The following is a 19,315-nucleotide window of genomic DNA, read 5'->3' on the forward strand; positions in this document are numbered from 1 at the left end:
TTCCCCTGTCTCACTGAGAGCGTGATATGCACTACCAGAACGCCCTCCATGTCGCCGCCGCCCAGCTCAACGCCAGCCTCGGCGAGGTCGACGCCAACCTCGAACGCCACCTCGATCTCCTCCAGAAGGCCCGGGGCCAGGGCGTAGAACTGCTGGTCTTTCCCGAACTCTCGCTGACCGGCTACGGCCTGGGCAGCCGCGTGATGCAGGTCGCCATGCCGCTGGAGGACCCGCGCCTGACCCGCCTGGCCAAGGCGTGCGGCGACATGCAGACGGTCGTCGGCTTCGTCGAGGAAGCCAGCCCCGGCGAATACTACAACGCCCTGGCCATCCTCCAGGCCGGCGAGATCGTCGCCGTGCACCGCAAGCTCAACCTACCCACCTACGGCGGCCTGGAAGAAGGCAAGTGGTTCACCCACGGCAGCGAACTGACCCACACCGAGATTCGCCCGGGCTGGTCGGCCACCCAGTTGATCTGCGCCGACCTGTGGAACCCGGCGCTGGTGCATGCCACCCTGCTTCCCCGCCCCACGGTGCTGTGCGCGCCGATCAACTCGGCCAGCGGCATCGTCAGCGACGACTTTTCCAACGAGCAGAACTGGGCACTCAACGTGCGTTTCTACGCCATGACCTACGGCACCCCGGTAGTCATGGCCAACCGCTACGGCCCCGAGAACGGCAGCCACTTTTGGGGTGGTTCGCGGATCCTCGGGCCCCGCGGCGAGATATTGGCCGAGGCCGACGACCGCGAAACGCTGATCGTCGCCGAGCTCTCGCGCACCGCCATCGCCCGCGCGCGCTTCGAGCTACCCACTCATCGCGACGCCGATACGCCGCTGATCCGCGAGCTGATGGCGGGGTATCGTTGATCGCAAGAGCCCCGAAGAGGAGGCGTTAGCGATGTGGAGCCAGCAACGGATCCAACTGCCCGCCATGGAGCGCGGCTTTCACCTGATCACCGACCGGGTCGTCGAGGCCCTGCCCGACCTGGCCCGCTGCCGAGTGGGCATGCTGCACCTGCAACTGCTGCACACCTCGGCATCGCTGACGCTGAACGAAAACGCCGACCTGGACGTGCGCCACGACATGGACGCTTTCCTGCGCCGCCTGGTGCCGGGCGATCTGCCGTACTTCCGGCACACGCTGGAAGGACCCGACGACATGCCCGCTCACGTGATCGCCAGCCTGCTGGGCACCCAACTGACTCTGGCCGTGCACGACGGCCGCCTGGCGCTGGGCACCTGGCAGGGCATCTGGCTGGGCGAGCACCGCCACCACGGCGGCCCACGACGGCTGATCGCCACCCTGAACGGAGAAGAGTGACACGCGGCGTGCCATTCTCACGCGGCGGCTATTCCACGCCCGAGGCCGTGCAGACCCGGTCCCGCCCCTGTCGCTTGGCGCGGTACATCGCCTGATCGGCCGCCTTGATCAGCGCATCCAGATCGACCTCGTCACCCGCCACCGCCGCCACCCCGAAACTCGCCGTGCCGTCGAAACGCTGCCCTGCGTAGGCCAGCGGGCGTGAACGCAGTGCCAGGCGCAGGCGCTCGGCCAGCTCCGCGGCCGCATCGAGGGAATTACCGGGTAGCGCCAAAGCGAATTCCTCGCCGCCGAAGCGGCACAGGAAGTCATCGCTGCGCAGCTCTGCCTGAAAGCGCCCGGCCACCTCACGCAGGACTTGGTCACCGGCCGCATGGCCAAGGGAATCATTGATCGCTTTGAAGTGATCCACGTCGATCAGCACCACGGCGAAGGGATCCACGGACCGTCGGCTGGCCAACTGCTCGCGGCACACGGAGAAGAAAGCGCGCCGGTTGAGCAGTTGGGTCAATTCATCGCGATAAGCCAACTTCTCGAAACGCCGATGCGAGGCCTTGAGGGCATCCTCCAGCGCTTTGCGCTCGGTGATGTCGGTCGCAATCTCGACCCTCACCAAACGCCCGTCGCTCCAGACGATGGCCTGATCGCGGCACTGGTACCAGCGGCCATCCTGAGTGTTCTGGAACTCCCACACCGCGGCAGGCCCAGGCCTGCCGCGCTCATCCAGCAATTGAGGGTTGTTGCAGAATTCACAGGGACCGCTCTGCCCTTCCTGCAGCACCTGCCAGCACTTGCGCCCCGCCGGCTCTCCCCACTGTCGACGCCCATAAGCGTTCAGGAAGAGCAGCTCGTGGGAGTGCATGTCGCTGGCATACACTGCCGCATCCAGGCTATCGAGAATGCCCAGCAGATCCTGGGCACTTGGCGAAGCCGAAGCGGTGGCTCCCTCGTGAGCCTGGAACGTAGGTATCTTGCGGGTCATGGAAAGCCTTCGGGGATACCGGCCATGGGCCATCGTCAACGATCGAACGACTATGTCTGCCCATCCCGGCGATTGCCATTGGACCTCAGGACAAGCGTCCCTCTTTCGCCAGGCGCCGCCTGACCCAGCGATCGTAGCACCAGCGCAGCAGCGGCTTGAGCCCGGGCAGACCGATGAACCAGGCCAAGGGTTTGAGCCTCGGCACCCGTCGCATCAGCAGAACGTAGGCGTCGATGCCCTCCGCGATGCGCCCATCCTCCTCTTCCACGTGCAGCGAGCGCAGCGCCGCCCGCGGGTCGACGCCTTTGTCGCGCAGCGCTTCCTGATGGGCGTTCAAGTCGCACCAGACCACCTGCCGGCCGGCCTCGCCGGCCCAGCGCTCGTAGCGGGCACGGTCTCGCCGACAGACGGGACACACACCGTCGTAGTAGACCTTCAGCGCTGCCATGCCGTCACCTCCAGCGTCGCGAACCGTCGATGAGGCGATGCGAGAACACACATGAAACCTCTGCCTGTCTGCGTGATAAAGTGACTGAATGCCTGTCATAGACAGACACCGATTCCCAACGATCCGGCATGCCACCACAATGGTGGGCACACTCAACGAAGGCAATGCCACACGGAGGAGAGCTCGATGAACCAGCGCATTCTGATGGTCCTGACCTCCCACGACCAGTTGGGCGATACCGGCCAGCCTACCGGTTTCTGGCTGGAGGAACTGGCGGCGCCTTACTACGCCTGCCTGGATGCCGGCGCAGACGTCGTGCTGGCTTCGCCCAAGGGCGGCAAGCCGCCGCTGGATCCCAAGAGCGACGCCGAGGACAGCCAGACAGAAGCGACCCGTCGCTTCAAGCAGGACGCCGACGCCCAGGAGCGTCTCGCCAACACGCACCGCCTGGCCGATGTCAGCGCCGACGACTTCGATGCCATCTTCTACCCCGGCGGTCACGGCCCGCTCTGGGATCTCGTGGAGGATGCCGACTCCATCCGGTTGATCGAGACCTTCTGGGCCCAGCAGAAGCCGGTGGCCGCGGTCTGCCACGCTCCGATCGCACTGATCAACGCCCGCGACCCCGAGGGGCGGCCGATCATTCAGGGGCGTGAGGTCACCGGTTTCACCAACGGCGAGGAAGCCGCCGTGGGCCTCACCGACGTGGTTCCCAAGCTGGTTGAGGATGCACTGATCACCGGCGGTGGCCGCTACTCCAAGGCCGACGACTTCACACCCTACACCCGCCGCGATGGCCAACTGATCACCGGTCAGAACCCGCCCTCCTCCGAGCCGGTCGCCCAAGTGCTGCTCGAAGCGCTGGGCAAGTAACCGGCAGGCCGGCAGTGCAACGTCCCGAACGCAACGCCCGCCTGCCGAGACAGTGCGGGCGTTGCGAAACCAGATCGAGAGTTGCGGTTGGCCGGTTGCTCAGTACTCGCGGCCGAGCAACGCCTCGTTGAAAGGATAGCGCGAGAGCTTCTCGATGCCACTGTCGGTGATCAGCACCTCCTCCTCGAGCTTGACGCCGTCGGCGGCACCCACCTCGCCGATATAGCTCTCCACCGAGACGACCATGCCGGGTTCGAGGATGCCGTCCTTGGAGAAACGATCGAAGTCCATGTGGTGCGCCACCAGCGGCGTCTCGCCGTGCATGCCCACCCCGTGGATGATCGAGGGGTAGCGGCGATCCAGAAAGCGCTGGGGAATCTTCCAGGCTTTCTCGGCCACCTCGCGATAGCTCATGCCGGGCTTCAGAATCGCCATGTTGTGGTGCACCTGATCGTAGGCCATGCGGTAGAGCTCGCGCTGATAGGCGGTCGGCTTGCCCGGCCCCACCGGGAAGGTGCGTGAGAAATCGGAGTAATAGCCGTGACAGCCGATGGTGTCGGTGTCCAGGGCCACCAGCTCCCCGGGGCGGATCTTGCGGTCGCTGGCCTCGTGGAACCAGGGGTTGGTGCGCGGCCCGGAATTGAGCAGACGCGTCTCGATGAACTCGCCGCCGCCGCGGATCACCTCACCGTACATGATGGCGAACAGCTCGTTCTCGGTGATGCCGGGCTTGATGGCAGCCTCCACCTCGGCCACCGAGGCCTCGCTCGCTGCCATGGACTGAGCCAGGCAGGCGATCTCTTCGGGGGTCTTGATGCGCCGGCAGTGCAGGGTGTCCTGCATACAGTCGAAGACGTCCAGCCCCTGGGCCTCCAGGGAGCGGGCCAGGTTGAGCGCACAGCGGTCGAGGCCCACTTTCTTGTTGCCGCGGCCGTGCTCCTCGACCAGCTCGGCGATCTCCACGCCGAAGGGGTCCGAGGAGAGGTCGTCACGCTGGTTCACCGCCGACCACACCACTTTGGAGGTGCGCGACTCGTCGATGGTCTCCAGCCAGGTGGAGACATGAGCGCTGCCCGGATATTCGAAGAGGATGATCGGGCCTTCCAGCGGCACGTAGACGTAACGCGTGGAGTTGCGCAGAAAATAGCCGAACATGTTGCGCGAACCGGTGGCATAGCGCTGGTTGTTGGGATCGAACAGTACCAGGGCGGCGTAGCCCTGCTCGGCCATCATGTCCCGCAGTCGCGCCAGACGCCCGGCGCGCAACTGCACGGGGTCGAAGGCGGTGGGGATGCTATCGCCGTTGGCCATCGGCGCAGAAGGCACGACCGGAATCCGGTCCGGCTCGCTGTCGGTCAGTCTCTCTGACTCTACGATGCTCATGGATACTCTCGCTGTGTCGTCAGGGTGACGGCCGCCCGCAGCGCGGCCATCGGCAGAAGCGCTTGGGGGAACGCAAGACCAGGGGTCAATCGGCGAGGCTGTCGCTGCGATCCATGCCTTCCTCGAGAAGCCGCTCGTGGATCGGCGCCATGCGGCCGAAGATACGCTGGGCGCGCTCCGGACGGCCCACGAACCCCGGCTCCTTGGCGTAGGCGAAGATCACCGTATGGCGCTCGCGGGGGCCTTCCACCGGCGTGACGCGGTGCAGGGAGTAGCGGCCGAAGAAGATCTGCAGATCCCCCGGGCGCAACGCCAGAGAAGTGAGTTGCGAACGATCGCCATCGATCACCTCTTTCACCGCGTCGAAATTCTCGCCTTCGGGACTGCGAATGCCCGGCACGTATTCGAACAGACCGCCGCCTTCGGGCTGGCGCGTCATCAGCGTCACGATGAATTCGTTGGTGTCGTAGTGCCAGGGATGCTGGCAGCCGTCGCGCAGCACGTTGACCACCAGATCGGCCAGCGGGTCAGCGTAAGGGTGGATCGTCTCCATGCCGACGACGGCAGCGATGAAGCGCTGGAAGTCCGGGTTGGCGTAGACCTGGCGGATCAGGGTGTCGTCGTCGATACGGTCACCGGCCACGAATCCGTTGGTGCGATCGTCGAAGCGGTTGACCGGGTGGCCGGCCGGGCGATTCGGGTCGCCAGCGCTGTTGTAGGGATTGGTCTCGGTCTGGTTGTAGTGCGCTTCCGGCGAGAGACGTTCGGTCTCGCGCTCGAGGCGTGCCACCGCCTCATCGGGCACGAACCGCTCGAGCACCACGCAGCCGTCGTCCGCGAGCTGGCGGCGGCACTGGGCCAGCAGCGCCTGGCCGGCCTCGCCGTCCAGATCGTCGAGAGGGTAGCGGGCCAAGTCGATCAATCCGCTGAGCGCGTGCGTGGATGTCTCGGTTGCCGTCGCGTGCATGAACATGACTCCTGTTCGTCGGGGTTTGACGGTGTCGTCTTGTCCCTGGACAGGATAGTGAGCCGACAACCATAATAAAAATGAATGCTTGAGATACAATAAATTTAAAAGGCTCATCGATAATGGATACCGACCTGCTACGCGCCTTCGTGACCGTGGCCGAATGCGAGGGATTCAGTGCCGCCGGCAAGGTACTGCATCGCACTCAGTCCGCCATCAGCCTGCAGATCAAGCGGCTCGAGGAGCAGATGGGCAATCCCCTGTTCGAGCGCACCAGCCGCAGCGTGCTGCTGACCGCCTCCGGCGAGCGCCTGCTGCCCTATGCCCGACACATGCTCAAGCTCGAATCGGAGGCTCGCGAAGCGCTCGGCGAATCGCGACGTGGCGAGCTGATCCGCTTCGGCACCTCCGAGGAGCAGGCGGCCACCTACCTTCCCGACCTGCTGCCCCGCCACGCCGAACGCTTCCCGGAGACGCGTCTCGACATCACCTGCGATATCAGCGCTGCGCTGGTGGAGCGTTTCCAGGAAGGCCTGCTCGACGTGGTGCTATCGATTCGCCATGCACCGACGCCATCGGGCCACCTGCTGGGCTGGGAGCCGATGGTGTGGGTAGTGGCCGAGCACTGCGATGTCCTGGCCTGGGAGACGCTGCCGCTGGCTCTCAACCCCGAGGGGTGCATCTTTCGTGCCCATGCGCTGTCGGCACTGGGGCGTGCCGCCAGGCGCTGGGAACTGCACTACGTGAGCCCGTCACCGACCGGCATCAACCTGGCCGTGCAGGCCGGGCTGGCCGCCACGATCAAGACACCACGCAGCGTGCCCAAGGGGTGTCGCATCGTGGGAGAGACCGAGGGGCTACCGCCCCTCGATCAGGTGGAGGTGGAACTGCACCGGCGCAGCGATGCCCCCAGCGAGGCGCTGGAGGCCTTCTGCCGCGAGCTGCAACGCCTGGTGTGCGGCCACGATGGCGTGGCCGCCCCTCAGCCACAGGCCTCGGTATGAAGGCGTGGCCTCAGTCGCGCTGGTACGTGCCAATCAGGCGGTTCATGCCGATCAGGTTCGGTTCGAGCTGCTTGAGCACCTCGGGCAGCGACAAGCCCTCGGGAAGGTCGGTCGGCTTGTCCAGCGCCAGTACCCAGAAGTAATACTGATGCAGGCCATGGCCTTCGGGCGGCATCGGGCCACCGTAGCCGAGCTTGCCGAAATCGTTCTTGCCACTGGTGCCTTGGTTCGTGTTCTCCTCCAGGGAGGTGGTGGAACCGGGCAGGTTGTAGAGCACCCAGTGCACGAAGCCATAGGTGCCGTGCTGCACCAGCGGGGCATCGGGGTCATGGCAGATCACCGCGAACCCCTTGGCGCCCTCGGGAGCCCCTTGCCAGCTCAGCGCCGGGGAGACGTCGTCGCCCTCACCGGTATGCTTGGTGGGAATGGCCCCCTGAGGGGCAAAGGCACTGCTTTCCAGCTGCATGGTTGAAAGCGCAAAGGCCATGTCGATCGTCCTCCAGATTCGCTGAACGGTAAATGCCGATTCAGCGTCGGAAAAAGGCCAGGAGCTGTCAACATGAGCAAACAACTGCTGATCGTGGCCCACGCACCCTCCGCCAATACGCTCAAGCTGCGCGAGGCGGCCGAGCGCGGTGCCCACCACCCGGATATCGAGGCCGTCGAGATCACGGTCAAGGCCCCCCTCGACGCCGGCCCCGAGGACGTACTGGCCTGCGATGCCATCCTGCTCGGCACCACCGAAAACCTCGGCTACATGAGCGGAGCACTGAAGGACTTCTTCGACCGCAGCTACTACGCCGTGATCGAGGAGAAGCAGGGTCTGCCCTGCGCGCTCTACGTGCGTGCGGGCCGTGACGGCACCGGCACCCGCCGCGCCGTGGAGGGCATCGTCACCGGCCTGCGCTGGCGCTGGGCGCAGGAACCGCTGATTCTGCGCGGCGAGTGGCAGGAGGCGTTCGCGGAGCAGGTGGAGGAACTGGGCCTCTACTTGGCTGCCGGGCTCGAGGCGGGTGTACTGTAGCCCATCGGCCATGTCACTACGCGTGGCCGCTGTGCGTCGTGCCCATATACGAACGGGCCTGCCGGGAAGGCAAGCCCGCTGCTGCTGGCGTGGTTCGGGCGGCTATCGTTCTGACCGGTGGCCCGGGCAGCTCAATTGACGACCGGTTTCCGCCTGGGTTACTGGCAGGATCCGCAGCAATTGCCGGAATCCCCGTGCTTGCCCTTTTGCTGCGCATCGACCTTTTTCGGGTCGACGTTGACGGCCGCGTCCGACTTGGTCGAAACAGCCTCCTGCGTCTGCACCACCGGCTTTTCTGCCTTGTCTTTCTTGAAAAGATTCTTGAGTCCCATCAGCGTGACCTCACAGCGGCATTAATAAGATGCATAAAAAATACATCTTCTTGTGCATCGGCCAAGCCGTCAACGCCACGAGAAGCGGACAATTGGCTCAGCCAGCGCCGCAAACGCCCCCTGCCTAGCTAGGTCAGGGGGCGCCGGCCGCATAGGATCACTTCAGGCGTTCGAACACCGTGGCGACACCCTGACCCATGCCGATGCACATGGTGGCCAGGCCGAGGCTGGTGTCCTGCTGCTGCATCACGTTGAGCAGGGTGGTGCAGATGCGCGCGCCCGAACAACCCAGCGGGTGCCCCAGGGCAATGGCGCCGCCGTTGAGGTTGACCTTGTCGTCCATGGCGTCGCGCAGCCCCAGATCCTTGAGCACCGGAAGGCTCTGCGCGGCGAAGGCCTCGTTGAGCTCCACGGTCTGGATGTCGTCGACGGTCAGGCCAGCCGTCTTGAGCGCTTTCTTGGACGCCGGCACCGGGCCATAGCCCATGATCGAAGCGTCACAGCCCGCCACCCCGGTGGAGATCACTCGAGCGATGGGCTCGAGACCCAGGGCCTGGGCACGCTCGTAGCTCATCACCGCCATGGCCGAGGCGCCCACGGAGAGTGCCGAGGAGGTGCCTGCGGTGACGGAGCCGGTACGCGGATCGAACACCGGCTTCAGCTCGGCCATCTTCTCCAGGCTGGCATCGGCGCGAATCACCTCGTCCCGCTTGACCCGCACGCGGTAACCGCGTTCGTCGTGCCCTTCGACCCCGATCGTCTCGTGGTCGAAGTAACCCTTCTCCATGGCCGCCTGGGCACGCTGATGGGAACGCACGCCGAAGGCATCCTGCTCCTCGCGGGAGACGCCGTGCATCTTGCCCAGCAGTTCGGCGGTGAGACCCATCATCATGGCCGCCTTGGCGGCATGCTTGCTGGCCGCCGGGTTGACGTCGACCCCGTGGGTCATGGGCACGTGCTCCATGTGCTCCACGCCGCCGATCACGTAGGCATCGCCCATGCCGGCCTTGATGTTGGCGGCGGCGATGTGCAGCGCGGTCATGGAAGAGCCGCACAGGCGGTTGACCGTCTGTGCCGGCACGCTGCGCGGAATGCCGGTCATGATCGCCGCGTTGCGAGCGATGTTCATGGCCTGCTCCAGGGTCTGGTTGACGCAGCCCCAGATCACGTCGTCGACCTCGGCCGGGTCGAAGCCCGGGTTGCGGTCGAACAGCGCCTGCATGACGGCGGCGGAGAGGTTCTCGGCGCGCACGTGACGGAAGGCGCCGTTCTTGGCCTTGGCCATGGCGGTACGCACACCGTCGACCACCACGATGTCTCTCGGATTCAAACTCATGTCTCGCTACTCCTGTTCGTGGCGGGGTATTAGCCGTAGAAACGCTCGCCGGATTCGGCCATCTCGCGCAGCTTGTCGGTGGGGGCGTAGAGCGGCCCCAGTTCTTCGGCCAAGCCGTCGGCCAGCTCGACGAAGGCTGCCACGCCCATGGCGTCGATGTAGCGCAGCGCGCCGCCGCGGAACGGCGGGAAACCGATGCCGTAGATCAGCGCCATATCGGCCTCGGCGGCACTGCCGACGATGCCGTCCTCCAGGCAGCGCACCGTCTCCAGGCAAAGGGGCACCATCATGCGGGCGATGATGTCGTCGTCGCTGAACTCGCGGCTCTCCTTGGCCACGCCCTTGACCAGCTCGATGGCGGCTGCGTCGCTCACCTTCTTCGGCTTGCCCTTCTTGTCTTCCTCGTAGGCGTAGAAGCCCTTGGCATTCTTCTGCCCCAGACGATCGTTCTCGAACATCGCCTGAATGGCGCTCTTGCCACCGTCGCCGCCCAGGCTGCCCATGCGTTCGGGGAAACCTTCGGCCATCACCTCCCCGGCATGCACGGCGGTGTCCATGCCCACCACGTCGAGCAGGTAGGCGGGACCCATGGGCCAGCCGAACTTTTCCATGATCTTGTCGACGCGCTGGAAATCGGCGCCCTGGGCCATCAGCTGGCTGAAGCCGCCGAAGTAGGGAAACAGCACGCGATTGACCAAAAAGCCCGGGCAGTCGTTGACCACGATGGGTGTCTTGCCCATGGCCCGGGCATAGGCCACGGTAGCGGCCACGGCAGCGTCACCGGTCTTCTCGCCACGGATCACTTCGACCAAGGGCATGCGGTGCACCGGATTGAAGAAGTGCATGCCACAGAAGTTTTCGGGGCGCTCGAGGTTGGCCGCCAAACGGTTGATGGAGATGGTCGAGGTGTTCGAAGTGAGGATGGTGTCCTCCCCCACCAGACCTTCCACCTCGGTGAGAACCGCGCCCTTGACCTTGGGATTCTCGACCACCGCCTCGACCACCAGATCGACGTGACCGAAATCGCCGTAGGAGAGCGTCGGACGAATGTTGGTGAGCTTTTCGGCCATCTGCTCGGTGGTCAGCTTGCCGCGCTCGACCTGCTTGGCGAACAGCTTGCGAGCCTCCTTGAGCCCCAGCTCGATGGCCTCCTCCTTGATGTCCTTCATCAGGATCGGCGTGCCCTTGGAGGCGCTCTGGTAGGCGATGCCGCCGCCCATGATGCCGGCCCCCAGCACGGCGGCCTGCTCGATGGGGCTGGCCTGTTTCTCGTACTTGCCAGCCTGCTTCTTGACCACCTGATCGTTCAGGAACAGACCGACCAGATTGAAGGCCACATCGGAGAGCGCCAGCTTGGCGAAGGCCTTGGCCTCGATGGCCTGGGCCCGAGCGCGCTCCTCGCCGGCGCCTTTCTGGATCACCTTGATCGCCTCGAGGGGCGCCGGATAGTGGGGCCCTGCCTTGCCGGCCACATAGCCCTTGGCGGTCTCGAAGGCCATCATCTGCTCGATGGCATTGAGCTTGAGAGGCTGCGTCTTCTCGTTGCGACGAGCCTGGTAGTCCAGCTCGCCGGCGTTCGCGCGGGCCAGGATGTCCTTGGCCGCCGCAGCGAGCTGTTCGCCTGGCACCACGACATCCACCGCGCCAACTGCTAGGGCGGCATCGGCCTTGTTCTGGCTGCCCCCGGCGATCCATTCGATGGCGTTGTCGGCACCCATCAGCCGCGGCAGGCGCACGCAACCGCCCCAGCCGGGCAGGATGCCCAGCTGAGTCTCGGGCAGACCGATCTGCGCTTGCTCACTCATCACCCGGAAGTCGGTGGTCAACGTCACCTCGCACCCGCCGCCCAGCGCCAGGCCGTTGATGGCGGAAACGGTGGGAAAGGGTAGGTCTTCGATGGCGTTGAAGATGCCGTGCACTCGCTCGAGCATCTCGACCAGGAACTCGCTGCCCTTGCCGAACATGCCCTGGAACTCGGTGATGTCGGCCCCCACGATGAAGGCATCCTTGGCGCTACCGATCACCAGGCCCTGCAACCCGCTCAGCGCCTGGATGGCCTGCACGGCCTCGCTCAGTTCGGCGACCACCGCACTCGACAGCTTGTTGACCGACTCACCCTTCAGGTCGAAGGTGAGCGTAGCGATGTCGTCATCGCCACGCGCCACCGTGATGGCGTTGCCTTGATAGATCATCCCAGCATCTCCCGATTTCATACGGCCGTTTGATTTTTGCAAGCTTGGTGCACAACCAGCGACGCGTCAAGCCCCGGCAGGGCGATCTCAGCGTCTCCCTGTGAAAAGCGCCGGGGACGAGGTCGTGGAGAGCAAGCATGGCCAGTTGCATTACACGCCGTGGCTCCGGACAATTCGCCAAACTCTACGGAAAGCGACACGTCATGCATCAGAACATCGGCTTCCGCCTGTCCCGCGTGCCAAGACTGTGGCGTGCGATCATCGATGAGCGCTTGGCACCTCTGGGCCTGACCCAGACTCGTTGGGTCACGCTCTATCACCTGTGGCGCCTCGGCGACGGCCAGGCCCAGTGCGACCTGGCGCGTGCCATCGGCGTGGAAGCGCCCTCGCTGGTGCGAACGCTAGACCAACTTTCCGAACAGGGCCTGATCGAACGTCGTCCCTGCGATCAGGATCGTCGCACCAAACGGGTCTACCTTACTCGCGAGGCAACGCCCTTGCTGGAGCGAATCGATGAAGTCGTGACCCAGGCCCGACGCGAAATGCTCGACGGGCTCAGCGACGAGGACGTGAAACGCCTCGATGCCCTGCTGGCACACATCGAAGAGAATGGATTGGCGATTCAGGCCGGCGAAAACGAAAGCTGAATGCCTTGGCAGCCGGCAGCGGGCACCGTCACGTGTCGTTCGACGATCCGCCGGCCCCGAAAGCCCGCAGCCCATCCGGCCGGTCGGGCTGGCCAGTCAAAGCGTCGCGCAGGCGACGGAAGTCGTCGAGGTAGGTGCGAAAGCGTGCCGCATCCTGGGATTCCCACCACCACAGGGTAACGCCATGCTCGCTGGATTCCAGCACCAGCGCATCCTGCGGCAAACGCGTCAGCAACGCTTCCAACGGTTCGCGGGCACTCGCCGGCAGCGGCCTCAACGGTTCGATGCGCCAGCGCCAGCCAGCCAGATAGGGCTCGAGAACCTCGCTCGCCTCGCTATCGCGCACCAGCACGAACCGCGGCCCGGGCCGCTCTACCGGAAAATCCCAGCGATAGCCGGGCATGGCGGCCTTCTCGCCATGCAGCGGAGGCCGCTCGAGCTTCACCGTCACCCCGGCCTCACGGGCCGCCTTGCGCAAGGGCACGATGCGGCGCTGACGCGGGCTGGGCTTGAGCCACATCACCGGCGAGAGCATCAGCATCAGCACGAGCACGATCACCAGCCAGCTCATCGCCACCTCCCGAGTGTTTCTTGATGCAAGTCGTTGTCCTCGCTCATTCGTCGTCCTAGAGTGTCTATACGATTTCGGACCCTACCTCACTGCAGGAGCCTGCCATGAGCAACGAATACCGCCACGTCCTGGTCGCCGTCGACCTGACCAAGGACTCCCACAAGGTGCTGGAACGTGCGCTGCAGATCGCCGAGCGCAACGAGGCCAAGCTCTCCATCATGCATACGCTGGAGCCGCTGGGCTTCGCCTACGGCGGCGACATTCCCATGGACCTGACCAGCATCCAGGACCAGCTCGACGAGCACGCCAAGCATCGCCTGGCCGAGATCGCCGACGAGCACGTGCCCAAGGAGAACCAGCACGTCGTCGTCGGCATGCCCGACACGGAGATCCATCGCTTCGCCGCGGAGCACGACGTCGATCTCATCGTGGTGGGCTCCCATGGCCGGCACGGCTTCGCCCTGCTGCTCGGTTCCACCTCCACCGGCGTGTTGCACGGCGCCCAGTGCGACGTCCTCGCGGTACGCGTGGGCAAGAAGGGCGAGGAGAGCGACGAGTGACCTCACTCCTGATCCCCGCCAAAACGCCTTATCTTGAGAAAGCACAGTAGCCGAATCGGCGCTTACTCCCCGGCGGCGAGCGCCTCGAGCTCCATCCACCGCTCCATGGCGGCGTCCAGCGCCGCCTGAGTCTCGCTGAGCGCTTCCAGCGTCTGGGTCACCGTCTCGCTGTCCTGCTGATAGAACCCCGGATCGCCCACAGTCGCTTCATAGGCTGCCACGGCATTTTCCAACCGTTCGATCTCGGCCGGCAGACCGTCGAGCTCGCGCTGCAGCTTGTAGGAGAGCTTGACGGGCTTCTTGACCACCGCTTTCGCTGCCGTGGACGATTCGCCAGGGTTGCCGGCCTGCCTGTCATCGGCACGCTGTGCCGGTTCCGCCCGCTGGCGCGCAGCACCTTCCCAGGGGGCCGGGGGGAGCTTGCCACCCTGGCGCACCCAGTCGCTGTAGCCGCCCACGTACTCGCGCACCACGCCATCGCCTTCGAACGCCAGCACCCCGGTCACCACGTTGTCCATGAAAGCGCGATCGTGAGAAACCAGCAGCAGAGTGCCGTCGAAGTCGAGCAGCAACTCCTCGAGCAACTCCAGCGTTTCGACGTCCAGATCGTTGGTGGGCTCGTCCAGCACCAGCACGTTGGCCGGCTGGGTGAAGAGCTTGGCCAGCAGCAGGCGATTGGATTCGCCGCCGGAGAGTGCCTTGACCGGCTGGCGAGCGCGTGCCGGGGTGAACAGGAAATCCTGCAGGTAGCTGATGACGTGGCGGTCCTTGCCGCCCACCGTGACCCGATCGCTGCCCTGGGCGACGTTGTCGTAGACCGTCTTCTCCGGCTCCAGGCCGGCGCGCAGCTGATCGAAGTAGGCCACCTGCAGATTGGTGCCCAGGTGTACCTGCCCTTCGCTGGGTTCGATCTCGCCGAGCAGTATCTTGAGCAGGGTGGTCTTGCCGGCCCCATTGCGACCGATCAGGCCGATGCGGTCGCCGCGCTGGATCTCCAGGGAGAGATCGCGGATCACCGTTTCGTCGCCGAAGCGCTGGGTGACGTGCAAGAGCTCCACCACACGCTTGCCGGTGCGCTCGCCGCTGTCGACACCGAAGCTCGCCCGGCCCTGGCGTTCACGGCGCTGGCTGCGCTCGCGGCGCATCTGCTCGAGCGCTCGCACGCGCCCCTCGTTGCGGGTGCGCCGTGCCTTGATGCCCTGGCGAATCCAGGCTTCCTCCTGGGCGAGCTTCTTGTCGAACTCGGCGTTCTCGCGCGCCTCCACCTCCAGTTCGTGGGCTTTCTGCTCCTGGTACTTGGCATAGTCGCCGGGATAGCGGCCGAGACGGCCACGGTCGAGCTCGAGAATGGAGGTGGCCAGCTTCGACAGAAAGGTCCGGTCGTGGGTAATGAACAGCACGGCGCCGTTGAAGGCGAGCAGCTGCTCCTCCAGCCAGGAAATGGTGTCCAGATCCAGGTGGTTGGTGGGCTCGTCGAGCAACAGCAGGTCGGGCTCGGCCACCAGCGCCCGGGCCAATGCCACGCGGCGGCGCCAGCCGCCCGACAGTGCCGCCATCTCAGCGTCGGCGGGCAGACCCAGGCGGGTCAGCACCACATCGATACGCTGGTGGAACGACCAGCCGTCGATGGCTTCCAGTCGCGTCTGCAGCTCGGCCATGCGACGCATGTCGGGCTCCGCCTCGCCGACCAGGTGATGATACTCGGAAAGCAACGCTCCGGCCTCGGGCAGGCCGCCGGCCACCACATCGAAGATGGTCTGTCCATCGGCCTGGGGAAGATCCTGGGCCAGCACGCCGATCTTGAGCCCCGGGGCACGCCAGATGCTGCCGCCATCGGGCTGGATCTCACCGGATACCAGGCGCAGCAGGGTCGACTTGCCGCTGCCGTTGCGCCCCACCAGTGCCAGGCGCTCGCCCCTTTCGAGCACCAGATCGGCGCCGTCGAGCAGCACATGGGTACCATAGGCCAGTTGCAGCTGTTCCAGACGTAGCAGGGTCACGCACTCACCTCTCTCGATCGTGAAGGCGCACAGTGTAACGCAAGCATGCGTCGGCGTGGCCTAAGTACTGTGTCGCTGGCTACAATGCGCGACAGATACGAACAGGAGTTTCCGCTTTGGCCGACACCACCGAGCCCTTCGATGACGTTCTTCCAGAAGCCCTTCAGCGGCGCTCGCCGGCCCCACTGGCGGATATCGGTGCCAACCTGACCCATGCCAGCTTCGCCCACGACCTGGAACCGGTGCTGCGCCGTGCCCGGGCGGCCAACGTGACCACCCTGATCGTCACCGGCACCGACCGCGAGCACGCCGAACAGGCGGTCGAGCTGGCGCAACGCCATCCTGGACTGCATGCCACCGCCGGGGTCCACCCCCACGACGCCAGCGACTGGAACGCCGGCCTGGAAGCGGCGATGCGCGAACTGCACCGTCGGCCCGAAGTGGTCGCCGTGGGCGAGTGCGGGCTCGATTTCAACCGCAACTTTTCCACGCCCGCCGAGCAGGAGCGCGCCTTCGAGGCCCAGCTGGGGCTCGCCGCCGAGTGCGGCAAACCGCTGTTCGTGCACGAGCGTGACGCCGGCCACCGACTGCGCGAGATGCTCCATGCCTGGCGCGACGACATCACTGATGCCGTCGTCCACTGCTTCACTGCCGACCGGGCCACGCTGTACGGCTACCTGGATCTCGATCTGCACATCGGCTTGACCGGCTGGATCTGCGACGAGCGCCGCGGCCACCATCTGCGCGAGCTGGTCGGCGAAATTCCGCTGAACCGACTGATGGTGGAAACCGACTGCCCCTACCTGCTGCCACGCCATTTACCTGCCAAACTCAAGGGAAGACGCCACGAACCGGCGCTGCTACCGTGGATCGTGCAGGAGATCGCCCACTGGTACGACATCGACGAGGCCGAACTGGCCCAAGCGACCACCGCCACGGCACGGGCCTTCTTTCGCCTGGCCGACGCCGCCATGCCGCCGTCCGCCAGGCCCCGCCATTCCGCTCAGGAGGAGGAGTGACATGGCCGAGATTCCCGGATTCATCGCCGTGGAGACCGGCGACGACGGAGAACTTCCACTGGCCATTGCCTGGGTGCTGCCCGATGGCCGCATCAAGCATACCCTCATCCAGCCCGACGAAGACTGGCTGGATGAGGAGATGAACGCCCTGAACGGCTACAGTCTGGAAGAACTGACCAGCCTCGGCGTGAGTCCGCTGGACGTGATCCGCGAGCTGGAAAGCGACCACTTCAATGCCACGCTGTTCACGGCCGGCATTTATGACGACGAAGCCGCCCTGTCACGTCTCTTCGATACCTACGGCATCGATCCTTTCGTCGAGCTGGCGCCGGCCGACAGCCTCTACCCAGACCTGCCCAGCGGCGAATGGACCCGCGCCCGTGGCGAGCTGTTCGGCGAGCTGGGGCTCGAACCGCTGCGTCCCGAGCACGAGGTGGAAGTCATGCTGCACCTCCACCAGCGACTGGCCCTGGATCAGCCCTGAAGCGCCTCGCCCTGCACCCACTGGCGTGCCCGCACGGCGATCTCCGCCACTGACGGCAGCGTCACCGTGGCGGCCCGCCCCAGCGGAATGAAACTGTCCTCGGCGGTGAGCCGAGCCAGCCGCTCCCCTGCCACGCCGCGCTCGACCAGCGCCGTGATGACTTCCTCGCTCAGCGACCCGCTGCGGCGGCACTCGTCCACCACCAGGATTCGCTCGCACCCAGCCACGGCGCGGTGCACGGCATCGTGATCGATACCGGTGAGCCAGCGCAGATCGATGATGCGCAGTTCGATGCCTTCCTCGGCCAACTGGGCCGCCGCCTGGCGCGATAGGTAGACGCCATTGCCGTAGGTGACGATGGCGAGATCGCCCCCCTCCCCCCACTGGCCGAGCTCGCCCACCGGCAGACGGTGCTGCGGCCCCGGGTCGGCGAAGCACCAGCCCTGATCGCCCTCGGCGAGCAGGTCGCGCTGATGATAGAGCGCGATCGGCTCGATCATCACCACCACGCGCTGCTCCTCATCGGCCAGCCGCACGGCCTCCTGCAGCAACCCCACGGCATCGGCCGCATTGGCGGGACAGGCCACCAGCAGCCCCGGAATGTCGCGCAGCACGGCGAGCGCATTGTCGTTGTGAAAGTGGCCGCCGAAGCCCTTCTGATAACCGAGCCCGGCGATGCGCACCACCATGGGATTGGCGTACTGGCGATTGGAGAAGAAGCTGAGGGTGGCCGCCTCGCCGCGCAGTTGATCCTCGGCGTTGTGCAGGTAAGCGAGGAACTGGATCTCGAGGATCGGCACCAGGCCGTGGTGAGCCATGCCGATGCCGAGTCCCAGGATGCTCTGCTCGTCGAGAAGCGTGTCGATCACCCGGTGGGCCCCGAAGTGCGCCTGCAGCTTCTGGGTCACTCCATAGACGCCACCCTTGCGGCCGATGTCCTGCCCCGCCATCACCAGTTGCGGATAGCGCTGCATCAGGCGCTGCAAAGCCTGGTTGAGTCCCTTGGCCATGGGCACCGGGGTGACGTCCACGTCGCCCTGCCAGGCACGCGCCCGACCGGGACGCGTCGGCGGCACGATGCTCGCCATCACCTGTTCGGCGGTTTCCAGTTTGGGGCGGCGAATGGCGCTCTCGCCCAGCTCGGCGATACGCTGGCTCATGGCGTGATAGCGCGTGGCGATCTCGTCACGGTCGAGCACGCCATGGCGGCGCAGCAATCCGGCGCTGATCAGCAGCGGATCGCGGGCCTCGGCGGCCTCGATCCGTGCCGGGGTCAGGTAGGCCTGCTGGGCGTCGGAGCCGGCATGGCCGAAGAGCCGCACGCAGCGCATGTGGAGGAACACCGGCTGTCGACGCGAGCGTGCCAGCCGTACCGCCTGACACGCCGCCTGCCAGGTATCGAGCAGGTCGCCGCCATCACAGGCCAGGTAGTGGAAGCCGGGGCGGCCTTGCATGTTCGCCTCGATCCACCCATCGGGAGTGGGGGTGGAAATGCCGATGCCGTTGTCCTCGCACACCAGCACCAGCGGCATGGGTACGCTCTGGTACGCCGCCCAGCCGGCGGCATTGAGCGCACCCTGGGCGGCGGAGTGATTGAAAGAGGCATCGCCGAAGCTGCACAGCACCACGCTGTCGTCCGGCGTCTCGCTCGCGATACCGAGGCGACGGGCGAGGCCCAGCCCGTAGGCCGCCCCCATTGCCTTGGGCAGGTGCGAGGCAATGGTGCTGGTTTGCGGCGGAATGGCCAACGCTTTCGAACCCAGCACCTTGTGGCGCCCGCCCGAGATGGGGTCTTCCGCCGAGGCAACGAAGCTCAGCAGCAGATCCCACAGCGGTGTCTGGCCGGGTACCTGGTGGCTGCGCTGGATCATGAAGGCGGCATCGCGGTAGTGCAGGAAGGCCGGATCGGTGGGGCGCAAGGCGGCAGCAATGGCTGCGTTGCCCTCATGGCCGGAACTGCCGATGGTATAGAACGCTTCGCCCCGTGCCTGGAGGCGTCGTGCATGCAGATCCAGATGGCGGCTCATGAGCTGCGAATCGAACAGCTCGACCAACCCTGCGGGACCGAGGCCGACGGATTCGAGCCCCCATTGGTGCTGCGATTCCGGCCAGGCATCCTTGCTCAGGGCTTCCAGAAAACGATTCTCCTGGGGCAGGGGTTCGACCACGG

The 19,315-nt window shown here is 65.6% G+C and carries 20 protein-coding genes; 9 read left to right on the plus strand and 11 right to left on the minus strand.

The window, feature by feature from the left end; genetic code table 11:
* Positions 1-26 precede the first annotated feature (26 nt).
* Together GFD32_RS05060 and GFD32_RS05065 are read left to right on the plus strand one after the other, a co-directional pair.
* Complete coding sequence (locus GFD32_RS05060) at positions 27-869, plus strand: nitrilase-related carbon-nitrogen hydrolase (protein ID WP_163575475.1); 843 nt, start codon at positions 27-29, stop codon at positions 867-869.
* A gap of 31 nt (positions 870-900) precedes the next feature.
* Positions 901-1,323 carry a secondary thiamine-phosphate synthase enzyme YjbQ gene (locus GFD32_RS05065; RefSeq protein WP_163575476.1) on the plus strand — a complete coding sequence of 141 codons (423 nt, stop codon included), beginning with the start codon at positions 901-903 and terminating at the stop codon, positions 1,321-1,323.
* A 28-nt stretch (positions 1,324-1,351) separates the two neighbouring features.
* On the opposite strand, the gene GFD32_RS05070 is transcribed toward GFD32_RS05065, so the two are convergent.
* Entirely contained in the window at positions 1,352-2,305 is a 954-nt protein-coding gene (locus GFD32_RS05070) for a GGDEF domain-containing protein (RefSeq protein WP_163575477.1), read from the minus strand.
* 85 nt (positions 2,306-2,390) lie between these two features.
* Positions 2,391-2,753 (minus strand): thiol-disulfide oxidoreductase DCC family protein, encoded by a 363-nt coding sequence (locus tag GFD32_RS05075; RefSeq protein ID WP_163575478.1) that lies wholly within the window; start codon positions 2,751-2,753, stop codon positions 2,391-2,393.
* Positions 2,754-2,939: 186 nt separating this feature from the next.
* Between GFD32_RS05075 and GFD32_RS05080 the strand changes: the two genes are divergently transcribed.
* Positions 2,940-3,626, plus strand: a complete 687-nt coding sequence (locus GFD32_RS05080; RefSeq protein WP_163575479.1) for a type 1 glutamine amidotransferase domain-containing protein — start codon at positions 2,940-2,942, stop codon at positions 3,624-3,626.
* Positions 3,627-3,725: 99 nt separating this feature from the next.
* Here GFD32_RS05080 and GFD32_RS05085 read toward each other — a convergent pair whose 3' ends face one another.
* Both GFD32_RS05085 and GFD32_RS05090 read right to left on the minus strand, forming a co-directional pair.
* Complete coding sequence (locus GFD32_RS05085) at positions 3,726-5,009, minus strand: M24 family metallopeptidase (RefSeq protein WP_163575480.1); 1,284 nt, start codon at positions 5,007-5,009, stop codon at positions 3,726-3,728.
* Positions 5,010-5,094: 85 nt separating this feature from the next.
* Complete coding sequence (locus GFD32_RS05090) at positions 5,095-5,976, minus strand: HalD/BesD family halogenase (protein WP_163575481.1); 882 nt, start codon at positions 5,974-5,976, stop codon at positions 5,095-5,097.
* Positions 5,977-6,098: 122 nt separating this feature from the next.
* Here GFD32_RS05090 and GFD32_RS05095 point away from each other — a divergent pair, with 122 nt between their 5' ends.
* On the plus strand, positions 6,099-6,980 hold the full coding sequence (locus GFD32_RS05095; RefSeq protein ID WP_163575482.1) for a LysR family transcriptional regulator: 882 nt from the start codon (positions 6,099-6,101) through the stop codon (positions 6,978-6,980).
* Between the two features lie 10 nt (positions 6,981-6,990).
* Here GFD32_RS05095 and GFD32_RS05100 read toward each other — a convergent pair whose 3' ends face one another.
* Complete coding sequence (locus GFD32_RS05100) at positions 6,991-7,467, minus strand: YbhB/YbcL family Raf kinase inhibitor-like protein (RefSeq protein ID WP_163575483.1); 477 nt, start codon at positions 7,465-7,467, stop codon at positions 6,991-6,993.
* Positions 7,468-7,539: 72 nt separating this feature from the next.
* Between GFD32_RS05100 and GFD32_RS05105 the strand changes: the two genes are divergently transcribed.
* A complete protein-coding gene (locus GFD32_RS05105) occupies positions 7,540-8,004 on the plus strand; it encodes a flavodoxin family protein (RefSeq protein ID WP_163575484.1) in 465 nt (154 codons plus the stop codon).
* Positions 8,005-8,162: 158 nt separating this feature from the next.
* Here the strand turns inward: GFD32_RS05105 and GFD32_RS05110 are convergent, their stop codons facing one another.
* The 3 genes from GFD32_RS05110 to fadB form a co-directional block, all read right to left on the minus strand.
* A complete protein-coding gene (locus tag GFD32_RS05110; protein WP_163575485.1) occupies positions 8,163-8,336 on the minus strand; it encodes a CCGSCS motif protein in 174 nt (57 codons plus the stop codon).
* A 157-nt stretch (positions 8,337-8,493) separates the two neighbouring features.
* On the minus strand, positions 8,494-9,672 hold the full coding sequence (fadA, locus tag GFD32_RS05115; protein ID WP_163575486.1) for an acetyl-CoA C-acyltransferase FadA: 1,179 nt from the start codon (positions 9,670-9,672) through the stop codon (positions 8,494-8,496).
* A gap of 29 nt (positions 9,673-9,701) precedes the next feature.
* Positions 9,702-11,864: a fatty acid oxidation complex subunit alpha FadB gene (gene fadB / locus GFD32_RS05120; protein ID WP_163575487.1), complete on the minus strand. Its 2,163-nt coding sequence runs from the start codon at positions 11,862-11,864 to the stop codon at positions 9,702-9,704.
* A gap of 203 nt (positions 11,865-12,067) precedes the next feature.
* Here fadB and slyA point away from each other — a divergent pair, with 203 nt between their 5' ends.
* Positions 12,068-12,511 carry a transcriptional regulator SlyA gene (slyA, locus tag GFD32_RS05125; RefSeq protein WP_163575488.1) on the plus strand — a complete coding sequence of 148 codons (444 nt, stop codon included), beginning with the start codon at positions 12,068-12,070 and terminating at the stop codon, positions 12,509-12,511.
* Positions 12,512-12,539: 28 nt separating this feature from the next.
* On the opposite strand, the gene GFD32_RS05130 is transcribed toward slyA, so the two are convergent.
* Positions 12,540-13,082 carry a preprotein translocase subunit YajC gene (locus GFD32_RS05130; protein WP_163575489.1) on the minus strand — a complete coding sequence of 181 codons (543 nt, stop codon included), beginning with the start codon at positions 13,080-13,082 and terminating at the stop codon, positions 12,540-12,542.
* A 104-nt stretch (positions 13,083-13,186) separates the two neighbouring features.
* Between GFD32_RS05130 and GFD32_RS05135 the strand changes: the two genes are divergently transcribed.
* Positions 13,187-13,642: a universal stress protein gene (locus GFD32_RS05135; protein ID WP_163575490.1), complete on the plus strand. Its 456-nt coding sequence runs from the start codon at positions 13,187-13,189 to the stop codon at positions 13,640-13,642.
* A 62-nt stretch (positions 13,643-13,704) separates the two neighbouring features.
* Here GFD32_RS05135 and GFD32_RS05140 read toward each other — a convergent pair whose 3' ends face one another.
* Complete coding sequence (locus tag GFD32_RS05140; protein ID WP_163575491.1) at positions 13,705-15,642, minus strand: ATP-binding cassette domain-containing protein; 1,938 nt, start codon at positions 15,640-15,642, stop codon at positions 13,705-13,707.
* 116 nt (positions 15,643-15,758) lie between these two features.
* On the opposite strand from GFD32_RS05140, the gene GFD32_RS05145 reads away from it, so the two are divergent.
* The gene (locus GFD32_RS05145) at positions 15,759-16,661 is read left to right on the plus strand and encodes a TatD family hydrolase (protein ID WP_163575492.1); all 903 of its coding nucleotides are present in this window, start codon (positions 15,759-15,761) and stop codon (positions 16,659-16,661) included.
* 1 nt (position 16,662) lies between these two features.
* Entirely contained in the window at positions 16,663-17,145 is a 483-nt protein-coding gene (locus GFD32_RS05150; protein ID WP_163575493.1) for a hypothetical protein, read from the plus strand.
* Here GFD32_RS05150 and GFD32_RS05155 read toward each other — a convergent pair.
* Positions 17,136-19,313, minus strand: a complete 2,178-nt coding sequence (locus GFD32_RS05155; RefSeq protein ID WP_240455550.1) for a dehydrogenase E1 component subunit alpha/beta — start codon at positions 19,311-19,313, stop codon at positions 17,136-17,138. The genes GFD32_RS05150 and GFD32_RS05155 overlap by 10 nt on opposite strands.
* Positions 19,314-19,315 lie beyond the last annotated feature (2 nt).

The organism is Halomonas faecis (assembly GCF_010993975.1).
In the GTDB taxonomy this organism is placed as follows: domain Bacteria; phylum Pseudomonadota; class Gammaproteobacteria; order Pseudomonadales; family Halomonadaceae; genus Halomonas; species Halomonas faecis.